At 59.0% G+C, this 19988-nt stretch carries 15 protein-coding genes; all 15 read right to left on the bottom strand.

Features of this window, described 5'->3' with window-relative positions; genetic code table 11:
* Positions 1 to 31 precede the first annotated feature (31 nt).
* The 15 genes from B0G52_RS31515 to B0G52_RS31445 all read right to left on the bottom strand — a co-directional run bounded on the left by B0G52_RS31515 (position 32) and on the right by B0G52_RS31445 (position 19953).
* Complete coding sequence (locus tag B0G52_RS31515; protein WP_094050406.1) at positions 32 to 1633, bottom strand: DUF2339 domain-containing protein; 1602 nt, start codon at positions 1631 to 1633, stop codon at positions 32 to 34.
* Between the two features lie 14 nt (positions 1634 to 1647).
* Positions 1648 to 2367, bottom strand: a complete 720-nt coding sequence (locus B0G52_RS31510) for a YwaF family protein (RefSeq protein ID WP_158223967.1) — start codon at positions 2365 to 2367, stop codon at positions 1648 to 1650.
* A gap of 470 nt (positions 2368 to 2837) precedes the next feature.
* Positions 2838 to 3497, bottom strand: coding sequence for a response regulator transcription factor (locus B0G52_RS31505; protein ID WP_233163243.1), 660 nt, complete (start codon positions 3495 to 3497; stop codon positions 2838 to 2840).
* Between the two features lie 155 nt (positions 3498 to 3652).
* A complete protein-coding gene (locus B0G52_RS31500; RefSeq protein ID WP_094050403.1) occupies positions 3653 to 5056 on the bottom strand; it encodes a sensor histidine kinase in 1404 nt (467 codons plus the stop codon).
* Positions 5057 to 5122: 66 nt separating this feature from the next.
* Complete coding sequence (locus B0G52_RS31495; protein ID WP_369827178.1) at positions 5123 to 5926, bottom strand: alpha/beta hydrolase; 804 nt, start codon at positions 5924 to 5926, stop codon at positions 5123 to 5125.
* A 172-nt stretch (positions 5927 to 6098) separates the two neighbouring features.
* The gene (locus tag B0G52_RS31490) at positions 6099 to 7859 is read right to left on the bottom strand and encodes a glycoside hydrolase family 2 protein (RefSeq protein WP_094050402.1); all 1761 of its coding nucleotides are present in this window, start codon (positions 7857 to 7859) and stop codon (positions 6099 to 6101) included.
* A gap of 30 nt (positions 7860 to 7889) precedes the next feature.
* Positions 7890 to 10349, bottom strand: a complete 2460-nt coding sequence (locus tag B0G52_RS31485) for a family 43 glycosylhydrolase (RefSeq protein WP_158223966.1) — start codon at positions 10347 to 10349, stop codon at positions 7890 to 7892.
* A gap of 35 nt (positions 10350 to 10384) precedes the next feature.
* A complete protein-coding gene (locus B0G52_RS31480; protein ID WP_094050400.1) occupies positions 10385 to 11398 on the bottom strand; it encodes an acyltransferase family protein in 1014 nt (337 codons plus the stop codon).
* Positions 11395 to 12201 (bottom strand): carbohydrate ABC transporter permease, encoded by an 807-nt coding sequence (locus B0G52_RS31475; RefSeq protein ID WP_094050399.1) that lies wholly within the window; start codon positions 12199 to 12201, stop codon positions 11395 to 11397. Before B0G52_RS31475 ends, B0G52_RS31480 begins: the two co-directional genes overlap by 4 nt.
* Positions 12202 to 13092, bottom strand: coding sequence for a carbohydrate ABC transporter permease (locus tag B0G52_RS31470; protein WP_094050398.1), 891 nt, complete (start codon positions 13090 to 13092; stop codon positions 12202 to 12204).
* Between the two features lie 88 nt (positions 13093 to 13180).
* Complete coding sequence (locus tag B0G52_RS31465) at positions 13181 to 14521, bottom strand: ABC transporter substrate-binding protein (RefSeq protein ID WP_094050397.1); 1341 nt, start codon at positions 14519 to 14521, stop codon at positions 13181 to 13183.
* Positions 14522 to 14727: 206 nt separating this feature from the next.
* On the bottom strand, positions 14728 to 15657 hold the full coding sequence (locus B0G52_RS31460; RefSeq protein WP_094050396.1) for an ArsR/SmtB family transcription factor: 930 nt from the start codon (positions 15655 to 15657) through the stop codon (positions 14728 to 14730).
* A 767-nt stretch (positions 15658 to 16424) separates the two neighbouring features.
* The gene (locus B0G52_RS31455) at positions 16425 to 16742 is read right to left on the bottom strand and encodes a cupin domain-containing protein (RefSeq protein ID WP_094050395.1); all 318 of its coding nucleotides are present in this window, start codon (positions 16740 to 16742) and stop codon (positions 16425 to 16427) included.
* Between the two features lie 109 nt (positions 16743 to 16851).
* A complete protein-coding gene (locus B0G52_RS31450; RefSeq protein WP_094050394.1) occupies positions 16852 to 19155 on the bottom strand; it encodes a DUF4962 domain-containing protein in 2304 nt (767 codons plus the stop codon).
* A 30-nt stretch (positions 19156 to 19185) separates the two neighbouring features.
* Positions 19186 to 19953, bottom strand: coding sequence for an SDR family NAD(P)-dependent oxidoreductase (locus B0G52_RS31445; RefSeq protein ID WP_094050393.1), 768 nt, complete (start codon positions 19951 to 19953; stop codon positions 19186 to 19188).
* Positions 19954 to 19988: the final 35 nt, after the last annotated feature.

Genomic DNA, 19988 nt, shown 5'->3' with positions numbered 1-19988 from the left:
CACATTCCTTTCCGTTCGAATGTAAAAGCATTCACATTTCCGGTTCGGCCGGCGCGGATTCGGACTTTCCGGCGCTCTCGCGCTGCTTGCCGTTAATCCAGGTGATCAAGAAGGAAATCCCGCCCAGTACCAGCAGCACGCCGCATTTGTACAGCATCTCCTCGCCCTCCAGGTCCAGGAAAAACGCCTTGCCGGCGACGAGCAGCAGCACTGCCGCTCCGAAAATGCGAAACAGTTGCTGGCGGGCGACAGTGCCCCACAGAGTAAGCAGCAACGCGTAAACTCCCCAAGATACGCTTAGCGACAACTGAACGAGCCGGCCCGGAGCGTCCTCGGCGTAGACGAGAAACGCGGTTTCGATCTGCACGGTCAGCAGTCCGCCCACGATGAGATGGGAGAATACTGCGATTAAATTCGACAGAAACGCGGCGGTTTCCTTTGTCAATCTGAAAGATATTCCTGTAACGGACAAGTAGAAGCCGACGAAGGCCAGCAGCGCCCACGACAGCGCGCCCCAGTTCAGGAAAGGGATGAACGTGCCGAACCAATCTCCTCTCGGCGTATCCCAAGTCACCAGAAACCAGTAGACCCCGACAACGATCCAGACGGCGATTGCGATCAGACTTGCCCATCCGTATTTTTTGCGATGTCCCAGCACGGTCAGCGCCGCGGCGATTCCGCCCCAGAAAAACACGTTGACGAGCGGCTTGGCGTCCATCCCGCTTCCGAGATGAGAGAATGCGAGCAGCAGCAAAGCCCCTCCTCCGGCCAATTGACTGGCGGATGCGGTCTGCAGACGCTTGGCGAGCCGGAGGACGACAGTCCCCGAGACAAGGTAGCTCAGTCCGATCAGCGCCAGAACGTAGGCGTAATGCAGTTCTCCATGCAGGATGAAGATTGACCACGTGCCGAACAACACGCCGTTGGCCAAGGTCAGATACAGGTTCCAGCCGTCGAAGCAGCGGTTGTTCCGCCACGACGCGATCAGGAAGCCGGCCAGGTAGAAGACGAAGGCCGCCGTCGCGTAGCGAAGAGGCATGCTCCACAGCCCGTCCGTAGGCGGATCGAAGTGCACGTAATACGCCGCGTAGATGACCCATGTGCCGATAAACGCGCCGATTCGCAGCTCGCTCCAGCCTTTGGCGATGCTCAGGAAGAAGAAGGCCGAGTTCAGGACGAACAGGTAGAGAAACAAAGTAAACACCTGGTCCGTCTCCGGCTGCATCAGGAGCGGGGACAGCAGCCCGCCCGCCAGGGCGATGTTCATCAACAGCCGCGAGTCGAAGCGATAGGCGTAGGCCGACGCTGCCGCGGTTACCGCGGTCATCCCGACGAGCACGGTCATCGGGTTCCACAACCGATAGTAGACCCCGGCGAACGAGAACGTCGCGTAGAGCAGACAGGCGCCCAGGCCGATCATGATCTGAACGCCCGCAGCCCACTTGGGAGCGCGACCGGCCAGCGCTTGGCCTGCGATGCATAGACCGGCCCCGCTGAGCAAGCCCGCGGCGATCTTCATTCCGTCGGTTATCCACCCTTGTTCGATCGAGTATTTGAAGAGCGTAATGAATGCGGCCAGAATAAACAATACGCCGAGCAGGGAAGTCCAGTGCTTGCGGAGAAGCGTATCCATCTTGCATCAGCCTCCTAGAATTGGCGCGCCTTGGCGGCGCGAATATGAAGCAGACGATCGATAAGTCTGACGATGCCCAGCATAAGAAAACAGAGCGCAAGCGCGACCAGCTCAAGTTGAAGCAGATACCACGGCCACGGAGCCAGCAGATCCAGCAGCGATGCGGTGCTCGGCTTGCGGGCGAGAAACATGAAGTTGGCGCCCGTCAGCGCGTTCGCGACGGCGGCGGGAACCGCGATGACATGAAGCCAGCCGAGCGCCCGGAACACCGACGCCGTCGTCGGGCGGTAGCCTTCGATCGCGGTCAGGAACAGGCTTGCCCCGATAATGGCGCCGTGCGCGATGAAGAAATGAAAGTAGCGGAATTCCGGGTACCCCGCGTCCAGATTGGGCGTGAGCAGCGCCTGCATCGCGCCGATAATGCCGAGGAAGAACGTTACCTCGTACAGCCTGCGGCTGCGCGTGAGCAGCGCGATCGCCGACAGCCACATCATGACGCTGCACAGTTGAAGCGGCAAGGAATGCAGGCCCCAGTTGTCCGTTATTCCGTACCACGCTTGCAGCGACAGCTCGCAGACGACCAGTATCGCGACAAGAGCATACCTCGCGCCCCGGTTCGCGCGCGGGGTGCGAAACCGCCGCCGGAACAGAACGATGCCGACAACGATCGCCGCGGCCATCGCCATTCCCAGCGCATGCGCCGCCGAGAACGGCGCGAAATCCGTCGTAGCCATGCCCATCCTCCTCGCCCCATTCCATAGGGTGTATTTGGAAATTGTGCGTCACTCTTTACAACTTCATTCTAGAAAATTGACGCACGAAAAAAAGTACCAACTTTTCTTGGTACCTTGTCATAAACTCTCTGAGGTTAGCTGGCATGGAGGGAATGGAGACAATAGGCACGTGCGGCGGCTCTACTGTGCGCGAACCCAGGGGGCTGGCGACTATAAGCACGTGCGGCGGCTCTATTGCGCGGGAGCGGCGGGGGCTGCCAACTATAAGCGCGTGCGACGGCTCTATTGCGCAGGAGCGGCGGGGGCTGGCAACTATAAGCACGTGCGACGGCTCTATTGTGCGGGAGCGGCGGGGGCTGGCAACTATAAGCACGTGCGACGGCTCTACTGTGCGCGAACCCAGGGGGCTGGCAACTATAAGCACGCGCGGCGGCTCTATTGCGCGAGAGCGGCGGGGACCGACTGTACTCTCAAAACAAACCCTTGTCCTTCGCCTCGCGCGCGGCCTCTTTGGAACCTTTGGAGCCGAGCTTTTTCAGAATGTGGTTAACGTGGTTTTTGACCGTGCGGATCGACAGGACGAGCCGCCCCGCGATCTCGGTCTGGGTATAGCCCTTGTCGATCAGCTTCAACAGCTCCAGCTCGGAAGGCGTGATGAGATCCTGCATCTTCTTCTTCTCGAACTCGAGCTCCAGCTGCTTCAGCCTGCGGAACTCCTCGCGCATCCGCTCGGCGGCCGCCGGACTGATCGGAGATTCCCGTCTCGCGGCGGCGCGGACCGCATTCGGAAGCGATTCGAAGTCGCCTTTGATCTGGTAGTCGATCGCCCCGGCCTGGAAGGAACGGAAGATCAGCTCCTTTTCCTCCATGGAAGTGAGCATGACGACCCGGGCTCCCGTGGCCGCCGCGACTTCCTCTGCCAATCGAATGCCCTCCGGCTCGCCGTGCAGCATAATGTCCATCAGGACGACATCCGCCGCAAGCCCGCCCGGAGCCAGCTCATCCCGCAGCGCTTGAGGATCGTCCGTCGCGAACACCACTTCGATGTCCGATTGCCCGTCCAGATAGGCGCGCAGGCCGCGAAGCCAATCCTTGTCGTCCTCTACGATTCCGACTTTGATAAGATCCATCCGCATACGCCTCCTCTTTGTCTCTTTTCCCTGTGCGGGTCAACCGGACTTTAGCCTGAGCAAGAGGGATATCTCATCTTCTTCCCGGGACAAACCGGCCCCTAAGCCTGCTCCCTGACCGAAAGGGATACTCCTCTCCTCCCCAACCGAAGCGATCATCCCGGCGATCCACTGATGGAAGGGGATATCGAGCTAGTCGCTTTGACCGCCCCTACGCTCTTTTTCGGAAAAACCAAGTACACGCTCGCGCCCTCACCGATTTTGCTGCTCAGATGCAGAGAACCTCCGTGCTTGCGCATGACGTGGTAGGCGTACGGCAGTCCCAGACCGAATCCGCCGGCTCCCCCCTTCGTCGTATAGAACGGTTCCAGCGCCTGCACGGCTTGAAACTTGGTCATCCCCGGTCCCGTATCCCGAATCTCCAGCGTCAGCTCGCGCTTGCCTTCCTTCAGCGCCACGACCAGCGTCCCCCGCCCGTTCATCGCCTCCAGCGCGTTGGATACGACGTTGCCCAGCGCCTCTCCCGTCTGCGCCGGATCGACCCGGCAGTTCCAGCCTTCCGCCAGCTCCAGCTCCAACCGGACTTGCCCGAGCCGAGGAACGAACGGCTTGATCGTCTCGCGAACGAGCTCGTCCAGCCGAACGTCCCGAGGTCGGATTTCCAGATCCTCCGTCCGCCGATGCACGCGGGAGATCATCTCCTGGATATGGCTCGAAGCCTTCTGCACGACCGCCAGATCCTCGAGCAGCTCCGGTTGGTTCGTCGTCTCCGCGTAGCTCTTCATTTTCTCGGTAAAAAGCCGCATTTTCCCTACGTCGTTCTTGATCGCATGATGAAGAATCGCCGTCCCCGACGTGACCGCCCGCAGCGTGGAATCGAGCCGCCGTCTGTCGACAAGCAGCCTCATCCCGAGAAATCCGTACGTAAACAGCCCGATCAGGAACACCGCGACCCCGATGCCTACGAACCACACGTTGTACCGCCACATGCGCAGCATGCCCAGGCTCGGAAGCACGTAGCTCATCACCATCCCCAGCAGCGTGGTGGGCAGCACCGCCAGACAGATGATCCAATGCGTGTGGGACAGCGTGCGATGCCCCGTTTTTTTGGACAGGACGATTGCCGCGGCAGTCAGAAAATAAGGCACGGCCCACCAGACGATGATCGAGTGGGAGACCGGCTGATATTCGTTGTACGGAGGCGTAAATGCGAGACAATAGACGACAGGCAGCAGCAGGAGCAGCGGAACGCCCCATCGCAGAGCGCCTTGCAGCCGAACCGGTCGATAAGCCAGGGCGAACAGAATAAAAAAGTACGGCAGACCGTAATACGAGGTTAACGAAGCCGCCACCTGCACAGAGTACAGCGCTTCCTCCAAACCGGCATGGGGTCGGCTCTCGCGAATATACGGAATAAAAGAATCCGACAGCGTCGCCGCGAGAGCGCCCGCTCCGCCGCTCAAGGCGACCGCGCTCAGCCTCCGGTTCACGGCGGAACGCGGGTCCGCGATCAGCAAAATCAGCGCGACCGCCCATAACGCGATCCACACGAATAACATGACGCAGCTCCCATCTCACTCAGATCCGTTGCCGTTGCGACGGCGCTTTAACTCCCGCGCCGTGCGTCACCAGCCCCGCTTGATCAGCCAGGAACCGCACAAATCCGTCCACGTCGCCACGCGCTCGTCTTCCTTCGCGAGTCCCAGCCCGTGTTGCCCCGTTTCGTAGACGTGCAGCTCGTAGGGCACCTTGTTCCGGCTGTACGCCCCGGCGAGCAACAGCGCGTTCTCGACCGGTACGGCCCCGTCGTCGGCCGTATGCCAGATGAAGGCCGGGGGCGTGTCCGGCGTGACCTGCTTCTCGCCGCTGAACGACTCCACAAGCGACGGATTGGGATCTTCGCCCAGCAAATTCGCCCGCGATCCTTCATGCACGAAGGGACGCTGCATCGTCACGACCGGATAACAAGGCACGATCGCGTCAGGACGGCACGATTCCCGGTCGATCGGATCGGCCGCTTCCGGATTGCCGCCGTCGTAATGAGTCCCGGCCGATACGGTGAGATGCCCTCCCGCGGAGAAGCCGAGCACGGCGATTTTCCCCGGATCGATCCCCCATTGTCCGGCATGATGCCGAACATAGCGCACCGCTCTTTGCGCATCGGTCAGCGGGCTCGGATGCCGATACGGCGCGACCCGGTAGCGCAGCACGAATGCGGGAATGCCGATGCCGTTCAGCCAAAGCGCGATCGGTTCTCCCTCATGGCCCGCGCGCGTGCCGTATCCGCCGCCGGGGAGCACAATGACCGCCCCTCTTCCTCTCTGTTGAACCGGGTAGGCTTGAATCGCCGGAGTATCCTCGTCCCCGCCGCCTTGCGCGCCCGGAGCGTCGCCCGGCCACAATCTGATCCATTCTCTGTCCATACCCATCGCGTTTCCCCCTGATTGTCGTTTCTTCCTATTCTAATGGCTGTCGAACGATCCAACAACGCTTTTTGGCGTCTGGTAAGCCGCCGCACCCGCCGGTCGTCAGCGGAAGACTCGGCAATAACGCAGACAACCCCGCATCCGGAGCGGATGCGGGGCGACTAGTCGGCTTTCGTTACGCCAGATTGATCTCGCGTATTTTTTCCAGCGGAACTTTCGGCTTGCGGTCTTCCGTCAGCAATCCGTTCACTTCCTGCTGCACGTCGGTGATCTGAGTGTAGCAATAGCCGCTGACGTACGGCGTCGACTTGATCGCTTGCGTGATGCCTCTGAAGCGGGCGAGGAACGATTCTTCGTTGTCTACCTGGTTGCCGTAGCCCCATCCCTTCTCGTCCTTGAACGCGATGCCGCCGAATTCGCTGATGATGACCGGCTGCCCGCGATAAGCGTAGCCTTGGGCCATCGCGAACCGCCAATTGTTGAACGAGTGCTTGTTGCCGGCAATCGCGTCCTTGTCGGCGTAACGCTGCAAGAACGAGTCTCCGTTTTCCTCGTAATCGTGAAGCGTGAGAATGTCGGACACCGTATGCTCCCATCCGTCGTTCACAATGACCGGCCGGTTCGGGTCGATCGCCTTCGTGAGGTGGTAGATCGCTTCCGTGAACTGCTGTTGACGGCGATCGGAGAACACGTTGCCAATGCCCCACGATTCGTTAAACGGCACCCACGTAATAATGCTCGGGTGGTTGTATTGCTGCTGCACGATTTCCAGCCATTCGCGGGTAAACCGATCGACGGCCTCGTCGTTGAACTCGTAAGTCGCGGCCGCTTCGGACCAGACGAGCAGGCCTTTGACGTCGCACCAGTACAGGAAGCGGGCGTCCTCGATTTTCTGATGCTTGCGCACCCCATTGTAACCCATCGCCAAGATGGCGTCGATGTCCGCAATGATCGCCTCTTCCGATGGCGGCGTCAAGTGACTGTCCTGCCAATATCCCTGATCCAAAATCAGACGTTGATACAACTGATCGTAATTGAGCATGATCCGCTCGCCGACGATCGCGATTTTGCGCAAGCCGAAATAGGAGGAGACGCGGTCGACGACTTGGTCGCCTTCCGTCAGCGTGAACGTTACCTCATACAGCTTCGGATTGCTCGGGCTCCAGTACTCGACGCGCCATTCGCGCTTCTCGCTGATCAGATCGAACGTCGCGGAGAAAGCCGAGCGGTCGACGAGCTGCGTCGTTTCCCGGATGATTTCCCCGTCCATCGTGATCGCGGTCGTCAACCGCAGCGGTTGCCCAGCTGCGGACTTGTCGCTGACCCGGTAATCGATGCGGACGGCGTTCGCGTCTACGTCCGGCGTCATTTTGACCGATTGCAGATGGCTCGGGTCGACGTATTCCAGCCATACCGTCTGCCAGATTCCCGTCGTCTGCACGTACCAGCACCCGAAATTGGCGGTGCGCCAGCGCTGCTTGCCTCTCGGCTGCGTGCCGCTCTCGGCGTCTTCGGCCTTCACGACGATTTCGTTGGCGCCGTCGGAGCGGAGCAGCGAAGTGACATCGAATGAGAAAGCGGCATAACCGCCTTCATGGGAACCGACGTATTCGCCGTTCACCCATACTTTGGCCAAGTAATCGACGCCTTGAAAATGAAGCACGACGTTGCGTCCCCGCTGCTCAGCCGGCACGTCGAACGCGCGGCGATACCAGACGTGCGGGTGCGCGGTCGGATCTTCGATGCCGCTCGCCTTCGTCTCGTAGGAGAACGGCACGACGATTGTGCGGTCTCCGGCGAACGAACGGAACCACTGCTCCGTCTCTCCTTGGTTGCCGTCGTCGAATCTGAAGTCCCATTCCCCGTTAAGGTTCATCCATTCCTGTCTTACGAACTGAGGTCGCGGATAGTCCGGCCGATATAGGCTTAAAGTCATCGTGTACTCACCTGTTCCCTTCGTCATGCGTTATCTGTGTAGTATCGGCTCGATCCGAACATGGTCGAATCGGCCGGCGGCGGCAACCGTCTTAAGCGCGATTCGGCCGTTCAAGAACGTCCGCACGCTGGCGTCCGCGTACTCGATCGCCGGCTCTTCGGCCTCGTCGACAAATACGGAAATCCGGTTGCCGACGGCTCTGATTTTCAATTGAATCATCTCTCCGGCGGCAGGCATCGCCATCTCCTTGTCCGCCAGCGGAACGGTATTGTAATCGTGCTTCACGAGATGGACGCCACTCTCGTCGACATAGGCGTAATAGCCCCGCAGGAAATCGTCCCGATTCTGATTCAGCTCCATGCCGTTCGCGGGCTCGGTCACCCGTACCGCGATGCCCGATTGACTGCCCGCTTCCGGCACGGAGACGTCCGCTTGCACTTCGTAATCCGTCCAGCCGTCTTCGCCTGTCACGAGCTTGCCGTTCGTCGTCGATGAGGAGCGAAGCTCTCCGTCCTTGACGGACCAATCCCCTTCGTACCTCGTCCAGCCCGATATGAGCTTCGCGTCGAACTCGTCCGTCCTTGCTTCGACGGGAACGTAGACCGCCGCCTCGATCCAGGACAACGCCATCTCGCCCTTCTCGACCTCGAACGTCCATCGGTGGACGCCCTCGCTGAGCTTTACCCCGTTCACGACGACCGTCTGCCACGCGTTCGCAGCGGGATCGGGCTTAACTTCCACACTGCCGGCCACAGCGGAGCCGTCCTCCAGCAGCTTGAACTTCGCTCCCGCCGCGCCCGCGTTCAGGCGGAATCGCAAGCTGTATTCGCCGCCCTTCGCGACGTTCGCGACATACGTCAACCGCGATCCCTTGCCAAGCTGCGCCGCGGCGAAGCCTCCGTTGCCGTCTTCGGCGAGCGAGTAGCCGGCCGCCGGGCCTTTCTCGTTGTGGATTGCGTCCACGATTCCAGGTACAGGCGCATAAGCAACGTTGGCGCCGCTGCCGTCGACGACATTGCTGAAGGCGACATAGCCGTAACGCGCTTGCGCCCCTTCGACGGCATAACCGATCCGTCCTTCGCCCGCTTCGCCGGGCAGCGTCAACGTCAGCAGGCGCATGCCCTCCGCGTAGACGCGAACGGTGCTCCCTCTCACTTCAAGCCGCAGCTTCTGCAGCTCTCCGATATCGAGATTATCCGGAATCCGCGCGGTCGCGCCGTCAAGCGGGACCGCTTGGCCGTCCTGCACGAACCTCGCTTCGATTTCTCTCGTCTCGGCCTTCCATTGCACCAGACCGTAATGATCGTCGTCCCGATAGGAGAAGACGACTCCCGAACGGCCGGTTTCGCCGGAAAGGTGCTGAACATGAAATTCCGCCGTGTAATCCACGCCTGTGCGAGCATCGGACAGCAGCATCGATAGACCTTCCCCGCCCGCGGCGTCCGCGAGCAGCCCTTCGTCCGGACTCGTCGTCCACTCCGCCTTGCCCTCGCGCTTCCAGGACTTGTCCAGCGATTCCCCTTCGAAACGATCCGAGAATGCCGGCATCGCCGGCACGGGCTGCGGATCGGAGGTCGGGCCGGCCACCCGCAGGCGGTCTCCGTTCCATACGATCCGATCGAGGTTCATATGCCGCAGCGGTCCGACGACGCCATGGCCTTCGAGATTGTGGTACACCATATACTGCGTGTCCAGATCCGGTCCGGTCACGACCGAGTTGTGGCCGAGTCCGACGGTAGCTCCTTCCGTGCGCAGCAGCGCCGGGTTGTTCGCCTGCTCTGCGAAACCTCGCAGCGGATCGTCGCTGACGGCGACGTCCACCCGGTATCCGCTGCTGAACACGTGATTGCCGGTATACGTCATATAATACTTGCCGTTTCTTTTGAACACGGTCGCCCCTTCGGTCCAGCCGCCCATGTACGCGCCCGTCTGGATTTCCTCCGGTCCCACCGTCAGCGGATCCGGCATCGGAGCCGCTTGAATGCCCTGCGTGCCCGCGTAGTAGAAATACCACTTGCCGTCGTCGTCCACGAACGTCGATCCGTCGATCGTTCGGCCGAAGTTGTCCGTCGCGACTTCGAACGGTCCGGTCGGCCGATCGCCGACCAGGACGTAATGCCCCTGTCCCGCCGGCGAAGTGTACATATAGAACTTGCCGTTCCAGTAGCGGACCTCCGGCGCGTAAGCCGCGGTCGTTATCGGATCGTCGGCGCACAGCCCTTCGTACGTCCAATCGATCAGATTGTCCGAGCGCCACACTTTAACGCCCGGGTCGGTGTCCCTTGTGCTGACGTACAAATAATAGTAGCCGTTATAGGAGAACACGAAGGGATCTCCCAGCCCGTATTCGCTCCATTCGTCGGGCAAGCTGATCGGATTCGCATACGTATGCTGCGGCGGCAACGGCTTATCGTCGCGATTCGCGTCACATCCGAAGCCACCCACGCTTAACGCGACCATCAGAATGCCCGCCCACCCCAATCTCTTCATTTGCACCCTCCGCACTCTTGCCTTAATAAGCATTTTTAGCGTTTCTTCGTAATAATCCAGACGCTGAACGACACGACTCCGAGCAAGACGAGCGCCATCAGAAATCCGTCCCATGCGCTGAGCAGCAAGTTGTCCTGCTGATTGCCCTTGAGCGCGAAGATCAGGACGTTGCTCATGACCAGATACCAGAGCACGTTGCGGCCCATCGCTTCCAGCGGAACGAACGGAGCCGGATACTTCTCCATCAACCGGCTAAGCAAGTAATAGCCGTACAGCAGCAGCGCGGGTCCGACGATCCACCAGATCGAAGGCGGAAACCGCTCGGGAAGCGGCTGCCCTTCCGTGGACAGCCACTTCCACACGAACGCGCCCGAAGCGACGATCGCCCCCGCGAGCACGCGCCAATCCCATACGATGCGGTAGCGCGCGAACAGCATGCCGAGCAAATAATAAGGAAAGTATTGCAGCACCGGGAAGGAGGCAAAATCCCTCGTTCCGATAAGCGGTCCCCACTTCATCCAATGAATCGAGCCGTAAGGGATAAACGTCGTCAGCAGCAGCGCGCCGGCGACGACGAAGCCGAGCCATTTGATCTCGGCCAGCCGTCGCAGCGGCACGAACAAGATTAAACCTGCAATCATCAAATACGTGAACGAGGCCAGAAATTCGGACCAGCCGGGCATATCGTTCAGCGTCAAAATCGGTTTGATGTTCGCCCAGGAAAGCACTCTGCCGTCGATAAACAGCCGAAAGGCCGCTCCGGATACGTAGAAAGCAACCAACGTCTTGAGCGCCGCCATCAGCATGCGAGGCGCAGCCAGACGGAACGGCTTCCCGTAATACGACAGCTGGGAGACGTAACCGAAGCTGAATACGAAGCCTGAGAACGTGATCAGATTGATGACTTCGATAAACTTCTGTCCGTTCGGATACACTTGCGGATCGCTGAAAAATTGCAGCGTATGGCAGTACACCATGCCGAGAACGAGCAAGCCTTTGAAGAGGTCGATGGCCCTCTCCCGCTTGCGCTCCGCCGCCTTCTCCGTCACCCTTTGATCCCCGACAGGCTGACGCCTTTCACGATCTGGCGCTCGAAGATGATGAACAGCAGCATGATCGGCAAGGAAGCGATCGTGTTGACGACCATCGGCTTGACGTAATCTTCCGAATACTGGCTCATCAACGTCGGGATACCCATCGGTAGCGTAAACAAGTTATCGTCGGTAATGGACAAGAACGGCCACAGGAAGTTGTTCCAGGAACCGATGAACGTCAGAATCGCCATGGAGGCGAGAGCCGGACGGATAAGCGGAATCATAATGCTCGTGAAAATGCGCCAAGTGCCTCCTCCGTCGATCTGTACGCTTTCCAGCAGATCGTTCGGCACGCCGTCGAAGAAGCTCTTCAGAACGATGACGGCGACCGGAGACGCCAGCACCGGAATGATCAAGCCTTCGTAGGAGTTCAGCAGGTTCATGTCTTTCGCGACTTGGTACAGCGGAATGATGATCGCCTCGCCCGGGATCAGCAAGCCGGAGAGAATGAAGAAGAAAGCGACCGCGCGGTAGCGGAACGGAACCTTGGAGAGGACAAACCCCGCCATGGCCGCGACGACAACGGTCAACAGCGTGACGAATACCGCCACGAGCACGCTGTTCAGAAGCCAGTCCGTCAGCTTCGTGCCGTTCAAAATTTGATCGTATACCGCCAAGGAGTAAGGCGGCGTGAACCAGTCAACGACGGTTACAATCTTCATGCCTTCTTCCTTGATCGAGACGACGAGCATCCAGATGACCGGCAAGAGGAAGATGGCGGCCATCACCACGGAGACGATGCGATAGAACCATTTCATCTAGGCATTCGCTCCTTTCCGGTTGTTAATGACGTATTGGATAATGGACAGCACCAGCAAAATCGCAAACAGCATATACGACATCGTGGCCGCATAGCCGAGATCGTTCTTCCTGAAGCCCGTCTGGTAGATCAATTGGATAATCGGACGCGTCTGATCGAGCGGTCCGCCTCCCGTAATGATGTAGATCTGCAAGAAGACTTTGAAGGAAGCGATGATCTGAAGCATCGTAATCGTCTTGGTGATCGGGCTCAAATACGGAAGAGTGATGCGCCAGAACACCTGTCTATCGTTCGCGCCGTCCAACCGGGCGGCCTCGTAAATTTCATCGGGAATATCCTGCATGGCGGACAAATACAAGATGAAATTAAAACCTACCGTCCACCACAGCGTAATGAGAGAGATGGCAATCCAGGCGAGATTCGTTTCCGTCAGCCAGAAGATCTCGCGTTGATCCGATAACACGCCGAGCAAATGAAGTACGGAGTTCACCAGTCCCGTATACGGCTGGAACACGAACAGTCCCAGAAACGATGCGACCGCAACGGACAATACGCTTGGCAAGAAAAAAATGCTGCGATAAAACTTCTGCAGCCGCGACTTGCGGTTGGCGATCATCGCCAGCACGATAGCGAGCACGAGCATCGTCGGCGTCGTCAACAGAACGAAAATCGTGGAATGCCATAGAGCGTCCCACATTTCCTGATCCTGCAGCATCCGCCGATAGTTGTCCCAGCCGACGTATTGCATTTTCTTGATCAACGTCCACTTGTAGAACGTCATCTGCACGCCCTTGATCATCGGCCAGAAGGTAAACAGTACATAAACGAGAAGGAACGGCAACAGGAACAGGAACGCCTGTACGTCCGCCCTCCATTTGTTCATCCTCATTCGCGCCTCGCCTCTTCCTTTGTGGTCGACAAGCTTGCGGTTGCGCGAACCGCAAGCTTGTCGGAACATGTATGTCTATCGTTCGGTCTTATTCGCTAAGCACTTTTTGGACGCCCTCTTGCAGTTTGACCATGGCGTCCGCCGGAGACATCTTGTTCGCCCAGACTTCGTTCAGGAATTTGAACGAGGCGTTGTCGCGGATTTGCCAGTTTTTCGTGGAAGGCTTGTTGAATTTAACCGTGCTGGCTACCATCGCGTAGTCGCTGCGGTACGGCAGATCCTTGAACTCCTGGCTTTCGATGACGGAAGGCTTCGAAGGAATGTGGCCTGCCTTCGCCCAAATGTGACCGTTGGAAGCGACCCAGTCGGCGAATACGAGCGCGGCTTTGCGTTTCTCCGGATCGTTGCTCTTCGTTGTCGGAAGAATGATCGTATGGGAATCTCCCCATGTCGCTTCTTGATCGAAGATTTTCGGAATCGGCATGGCGCCGAACTCGAAGTCTTTCGTCGATTCCCAAATTCCCGTCGCCCATACGCCCGTCATCATGATGGCGGCCGTACCGCTTTGGAAGTTTTTGTAGAAGTCCGGATCGTTCTTCTTGATATAGCCGTTCGTGAACAGCTTCTGTACGTAATCGGCCGCTTTTGCGCCCTTCTCGGCATCGACGCTTGCGGACTGCAGGTCGTCGGATACGATGTCGTTGCCGCCCAATTGGGAGTACAGCGCCCACCAGAGGCGGTATGGATCGTCGTTGGAATTGGAGAGCGCGAACGGCGTTACCTTGCTCGGCAGCTTCTCCTTAAGCGTCTTCAGGAAAGTGTCGAAACCTTCGGCGGACTGTTCCAGAACCGGCTTGCCGTCGTCGCCGAGCAGCCCGGCATCCTTCAGCAGTTTTTTGTTGTAGTACATAATGAACGGATGCGTATCGATCGGAGCCGCGTAGTGCTTGCCGTCCACGACCGTCGCGTTCAACAGGTTTTGGTTATAAGAAGCCCAGTCGACGCCCGCTGCGTCAGCCACGTCGTCAAGCTCCGTTACGACGCCTTGGTCGATCAGGTCAGGCAGACGGGACGTGTGGGAAATGCCGACGTCCGGACCGTTGCCGTTGCCGACTGCGGTAATCAGTTTCGTGTAATATTCGCCCCATACGAGCTTCGTGTTCTTGACGACGATATCGGGATGGGACTTGTTGAATTCGTCGATCAGCGTCTGCATGTTCTCGCCGTCGCCGCCGTCGAACAGCGTCCAGAACGACAGCGTGACTTTGGCGCCGCTGCCCGCGTCCGCCGGAGCGGAAGCTTCCGAGGACGACGCGTCGGACGGAGCCGGAGAAGCGTTGCCGCCTTTGTTGTCATTGCCTCCGCAGGCGCTTAATAGCAAGGAAGTGGACAGCAGTGTTGCAAGTACGATCGAATAGCTCTTTTTCATATTTGCCTCCCTTATCTTTTGCCGAGCTTATTTAGAAACAAAATAAATATAATGTTTAATTACATGAATCTTGTTTCTATACACTCATATTAGGGCTTTAATTCTATATTGTCAACGGTTTCATCTAATATTTTTGTAATATAAGTAATAAAAAATGACCTTTAAGTTCACGAATCGTGTAACAAAAGGTCATTTTATCAAAGAGCTCAGTCCATAACGTAATCCACTTTCATCCGGATATCCTGCTCGTAATCGCCGAATCGCGTTCCGAATAAGTTTACCCCGCCTTTGTTGACCGCATTCTCCTTGACGCCGATTCGCAGCCGAACGCTCGGGCGTCTGCTCAAGTTCAGATCGGCGAGCGACGTATCGGATACCGGAATCATATCCAGCAGCGTCCGTTCGTGCGTAATTCGCCAAGTCTTGAGCAAGCCGTACTGCGTCGCCATGTCTCCCCACCAGGACGGATTCAGCTTGCCGCGTCGGCCGCCGAAATCGCCGGGACTGGTCCAGGTGCCGATTTCCCGTTCGTTCACCCACAGCGTAATGTCCGAAGGCCAGTTGTTGTCGTAGTTCGGCGCCTCGGAGCAGATTTCCATCGACAGCTCCAACGCCTCGATGCGGGCGCCGGACGGAATTTCGAGCGGGAGCAAATATTCGACGTAGCCTTTGCGGAACCAGATGAGCTGCGCTTCGATATGTCTCGGCCGATAAAATTGCGCCGGCTCGTCCTCCTTGCATATAAAATCGTCCACACCGGCCAGTCCGCAAGTCGGATACACTTCGCAGTCGCTGTAGTGGCCGATCGGGAGTTCAACCAAGTATTGGCCGCTCTCGCCTTTCGGCAGCGTCTTCTGGACATTGAAATCGAAATGGATATCGTCGTAATTCCGGCTGCACACCTTCATCGCGCCGCGCGTCGCAGGCAGCAGCTCGGTATTGATCAGGCCGGCCGCTTCGAGAATCTTCACGTTGTTCGCCACCGTGGACACAGGCAGGCCCAGCTGTTCGGAGATTTCCACGACGTTCATCTTCCTCGTGCTCAGCAAGCGCAGCATATCCGCCCTCGCTCTCGTCGACAACGCGTGCGCTACCGCCACCAGCTTGTCCGGTTCGTTAAAACTAAGCTCCAGCATCTTCCGGCCACCTTCTCTCATTATCACTATTACATTTATTTTATCTCAATACCCTCGTTTCATCAATATATTTGTATTAAAACATAATTTTAGTTTTAATTAATGGAGCTATCCCCTTCGCTCAGCCCCGCACCATAAGCACGCCGCACGGTACTATCTCCTGCTCCAGCCTCCGGACCCGCTCCATAAGCACGCTGCACGGTACTACTTCCCACTTTAGCCTACGTACACGCACCATAAGCACGCTGCACGGTACTATTTCCAGCCCCAGCCCACGTTCCCGCACCGTAAGCACGTCACACGGCACTATTTACCGCTCCAGTCCTCGTTCCCCCACCATTAGCACGCCGCACGGTACTATCTCCTGCTCCAGCCTACGTTCCGCACCATAAGCGCGCCACGCGGTACTATTTCCCTCTCCAGCCTCCGGACTCGCTCCATTAGCACGCCGCACGGTACTACTTCCCACTTTAGCCTACGTACACGCACGCCACGCGGCACTCCCTTACCCTCCGACCTCCTTCCCAGCGTACGAAAAAACGCGCCAGTCGCCCTTAGGGCGTGTATGCAAACCCGCTCAGGGGCATCTATCACCGCCTTTTCGCCCCCTGCTTCGTCACTTTTGCTTGACGTACCTCCAGTACGCCTTCACAAAAGTTCCTTGCATGGAACGAACATTCGGCAACATCTGCTTTCCTCGGAGTATGCATACACGCCCTAGTAGGACGCCCCGACGCGTTTCTGTATTGCGCAGCTTCCGCGGGAGATCAACGCCGAACGAGATCCTCCCGGACCGGCGTGAACGCGTCGAGCAGCGCCGACGGCTCAAGCGCCTTCGCTCCGTGACGCGCGCCTCCCGGAATGTAGATCGTCTCGCCCTGCCGGACGACCGTGCGTACGCCGTCGATCGTAAATTCCATCGCGCCGCGCAGGCAATACGACATCTGCTCGTGCGGATGCTCGTGCTCGTACCCTTCCGCGCCGTCCTCGAAATGGACCTCCATCATCATCATGCCGCCCTCGGCGCGCAATATTTTGCGCTTCACGCCCGGCTCGGCCGGTTCCCAAACTCCGATGTTGCTCATTCGCCCATTCCCCTTTCTTTGCAAGCCTGCGCTCACTTATTCCTCCTGACGATGCGCCCGGCCGGAAATCTATCTTGCGACCCTCAATATGTCTGCCAACCGAGTCCGCCTAATACGCTTTGTTCACGGCCACCCTGCGCGTCGTGCCGCGTTCGTCCGTGAAATACAGATGAATGCCGTGATCCTGATCGTCGATGAAATAGGAGACGAATTTGTTCTCCCCCTTCTTCATCGGCACGAGCAGGGAGACGATCCGATGGCCGGTCGCCGCCTGCGTCTCCGCCGTCAGATGCCATTGATTTGCCAGCCCGTCCAGCTCCGAAGGGTCTACGCCGGTAAAGCGGTCGTGCTGGCTCAGCGTCAGCTCGCCCGACGAGCAGTAGACGAATCTGCCCTCGAGCTCCGCTTTCTCGCCGATCGCGCGGAACGTCTGGCCTTTCAGGTTCATCCGATTCAGCGTATGCATCAGCCACGCCGCCCTGCCGGGGCGGTCGAGGTCGACGGAGTCGACGATCACGATGTACGATTCGTCGAGCCAATACACTTCGCGGACGAAACGCCGCAAATACGGAACCGTCGCTCGATAAGCCGCGGAGGCGTCCATCCGAACGTAACCGGCGCCCGGCTCGGAGCGCACCTCTTCGACGACGCCGTACGCTTCCTTGCACAGCACCTTGTCCCCGTCCGCATACTGCCCGATCCCGTCGATGAGCAGCGTGTTTTTGGAGATCGTCTGACGCCGCCAATTGCGGTGCATCGTGCTGCCGAAGGCGACGTAATAGCCGCTGTCGATGGCCAGCGGCTCGCCGTAAGCGTGCAGCAGAAAGCCGTTCTGGTCGCCGTGGCTGTGGCTGATCGAGCCGTAGGAACTGCTCTTGACAAGCAATTGGATATGTTCGTCCGGATCGTCCATCCGCCGGTGCATGGCTACCCAGCCGACGTCGCGGAACCATTTGACCGGTTCGATCGCCCCCGGAACCGGAGCAACCGGCTTCACATCCGGATAGTCGTGCCGGTACAGCATGTCGTCGAAACGGAAATCCCACCAGCCGTAGTTGTAAAACTTCGCGTCGGCGTCGCGATCGGCCTCCTTGACCCGCTCGAAATACCATTGATACAGCCCGTTGCCCGTCAGCCCGGCGAATTGCCGGATGTTGTAGGCCGTTTTCAGGCTCGGCGGCTCGCCGAGGGTCGACTGGTCGCCGAAGCTGGCCCTAATCGTGCCTGGCGCGTTGCAGTATAGCGGGAAATCCCCGGTTTTCGCGAAAAAAGGCCTGCGGAACAAATCGATCTCCGTATAATTGCGAATCAGATTAAACGCGTCGATCAAATAGGCAAGTCCCGTCGTCCAGTACATCGGACCTTCCGCCCAGCCTCCGTCCTTGCCTCCCCACGGCGTGTACAGGCACGAGAAATACTCCAGCGCGTAGTCCAGCCACTCCCGCGCCTTCGGCTCCTCGTGCAGCATCGCCAGGCAGGCCGGAGCGAGCACGGAGGACAGCGACCGCACTGCGTGGCTGTCGTAGGGAACGCGATGGATGCGCGAACGCTCGATGACGTGGAAGGCGACCTGCTCGGTCCGCTCGAGCAGATTGGCGCGAACCGCCGCACGCTCCTCCTCGTTCAGATAGCCGTGCAGCCAGTCGTAGCCCCATGCCACCGCCCCGACGATGCGAAACGCGGCTTCATCGTTGTAATCCCGCGACGTCGTGCCTTTCGGATCCCAGGAAACGACGTGCAGAAGCCATCGCTTCGCGGCGGATAGAATCGCCTCGTCCTCCAGAATAACGCCGGCCACGCTCAGATGACGAACGGCGTACAGCGTTTCCTGGCAGTCCATGTACATTCGGCGCCACAGCTTGGCGACGCGCTTGTTGTCCGGATATCGCTCCGGCTCGGGAATCGGCTCCTTCTCCAGCCACGGCAGCACGGACTTCTCGTAGAAAACGTCCCAACCGTACGCGGAAGACTCCTCGCGAATGCGCCTCCTGAACGCCTCTATCCCGTCCGGCTGCAGCCATAGGCGGGGATGGACGACGGCCGCCTGTTCGTATCTCCGTTCGCGAGAAGGCAGCGGCGTCTCCACAGCCCCGTCCGGCACGACGAACGATCGGACGGAACTCCAATCCGAACGCCCCGCTCCCTCCTCTTCCAGCAGAGCGTATCTCCAGTAGTAAGTCCCCGGCTCGTACACGCGATCCGGCGTATAGAAATTGTATGGAATCGGCTCGTAAGTCTCCGTCTCGTTCGCTTCGAAATCGGCGGAGGAAGACACCTGCAGCGCGTAGCGGTCCTCCTCGGGCTTCGCCGGCATCCACGTAAATCTGGGCGGATTTTCGGCCAGCTCGGTTCGCTCGTTCGGTTCGTACGGCACCGTCAGCAGACCGCTGGCCGGCTCGAATAGCTTGGACATGCCTTTCCCCTCTTTTCTCCTCATGTTGTATCAGCGCATGTACATGCCGCCGTTCACTTCGATCGTCTCCCCGGTGAGATAAGCGGCCAGCTCGGAGACGAGGAACAAGGCGACGCCCGCCACGTCCTCCGGCGTGCCTTCGCGGCGCAGCGGAATCGTCTGAATCGTCGCTTCCCTGGCCGCTTGGGGCGTGAATGTCGCATGGAAAGCCGTCCCCCCGATGAAGCCGGGAGAAATCGCGTTGACGCGAATGCCGTGCCCCGCCAGCTCCTTGGCCAGCCCTTTCGAATAGGTCAGCACGGCCGCCTTGCTCGCGGCATAGATCGAAGCGCCCGGCCCTCCGCCGTTGTGGGCGGCGACCGACGTCAAGTTGACGATGCTGCCTCCTCCCGCGGCCTTCATGCCGGGGATGACCGCCTTCGCGACGAAAACTGCGCTTTTCACATTCACGTCCATAATGCGATCGTACAGCTCCTCGGTCATCTCCTCGTTCGCGAGCCGCTGCACGAGATGTCCCGCATTGTTCACCAGAAAGTCGACGGAACGCCCGAAAGCCTGCTCCGTTTCGCGAACGAGCCGCTGCGCCTCCTCAGGCTGCGAGACGTCGGCGCGGATCGCAACCGCCGTTCCTCCTTCGGCCCGGATCGCGTTGACGGCTTCCTCCGCCGCTTCCTTGCTGTTCAAATAATTAAGCGCGACCTTCGCGCCTGACAGCGCCAGCCGAACCGCAATCGCCCGGCCGATGCCTCCGCTTGCGCCGGTCACCAGCGCGACTTTTCCCGTCAAATCGATATTCATTCGATGTTCCTCCTGCTCCGTATGTGATATCCGCA

Origin of the sequence: Cohnella sp. SGD-V74 (genome assembly GCF_003001675.1) — a bacterium.
Lineage (GTDB): Bacteria > Bacillota > Bacilli > Paenibacillales > Paenibacillaceae > Cohnella.
The sequence above is the reverse complement of the archived record's forward strand: the minus strand, read 5'-3'. Positions and strand labels throughout refer to the sequence as shown.

Excerpts from the sequence above, each read along its gene's own strand:
- B0G52_RS31515 (WP_094050406.1), bottom strand. The coding sequence starts at position 1,633 with ATGGATACGCTTCTCCGCAAGCACTGGACTTCCCTGCTCGGCGTATTG.
- B0G52_RS31510 (WP_158223967.1), bottom strand. The coding sequence starts at position 2,367 with ATGGCTACGACGGATTTCGCGCCGTTCTCGGCGGCGCATGCGCTGGGA.
- B0G52_RS31505 (WP_233163243.1), bottom strand. The coding sequence starts at position 3,497 with ATGGATCTTATCAAAGTCGGAATCGTAGAGGACGACAAGGATTGGCTT.
- B0G52_RS31500 (WP_094050403.1), bottom strand. The coding sequence starts at position 5,056 with ATGTTATTCGTGTGGATCGCGTTATGGGCGGTCGCGCTGATTTTGCTG.
- B0G52_RS31495 (WP_369827178.1), bottom strand. The coding sequence starts at position 5,926 with ATGGGTATGGACAGAGAATGGATCAGATTGTGGCCGGGCGACGCTCCG.
- B0G52_RS31490 (WP_094050402.1), bottom strand. The coding sequence starts at position 7,859 with ATGACTTTAAGCCTATATCGGCCGGACTATCCGCGACCTCAGTTCGTA.
- B0G52_RS31485 (WP_158223966.1), bottom strand. The coding sequence starts at position 10,349 with ATGAAGAGATTGGGGTGGGCGGGCATTCTGATGGTCGCGTTAAGCGTG.
- B0G52_RS31475 (WP_094050399.1), bottom strand. The coding sequence starts at position 12,201 with ATGAAATGGTTCTATCGCATCGTCTCCGTGGTGATGGCCGCCATCTTC.
- B0G52_RS31470 (WP_094050398.1), bottom strand. The coding sequence starts at position 13,092 with ATGAGGATGAACAAATGGAGGGCGGACGTACAGGCGTTCCTGTTCCTG.
- B0G52_RS31465 (WP_094050397.1), bottom strand. The coding sequence starts at position 14,521 with ATGAAAAAGAGCTATTCGATCGTACTTGCAACACTGCTGTCCACTTCC.
- B0G52_RS31460 (WP_094050396.1), bottom strand. The coding sequence starts at position 15,657 with ATGCTGGAGCTTAGTTTTAACGAACCGGACAAGCTGGTGGCGGTAGCG.
- B0G52_RS31455 (WP_094050395.1), bottom strand. The coding sequence starts at position 16,742 with ATGAGCAACATCGGAGTTTGGGAACCGGCCGAGCCGGGCGTGAAGCGC.
- B0G52_RS31450 (WP_094050394.1), bottom strand. The coding sequence starts at position 19,155 with ATGTCCAAGCTATTCGAGCCGGCCAGCGGTCTGCTGACGGTGCCGTAC.
- B0G52_RS31445 (WP_094050393.1), bottom strand. The coding sequence starts at position 19,953 with ATGAATATCGATTTGACGGGAAAAGTCGCGCTGGTGACCGGCGCAAGC.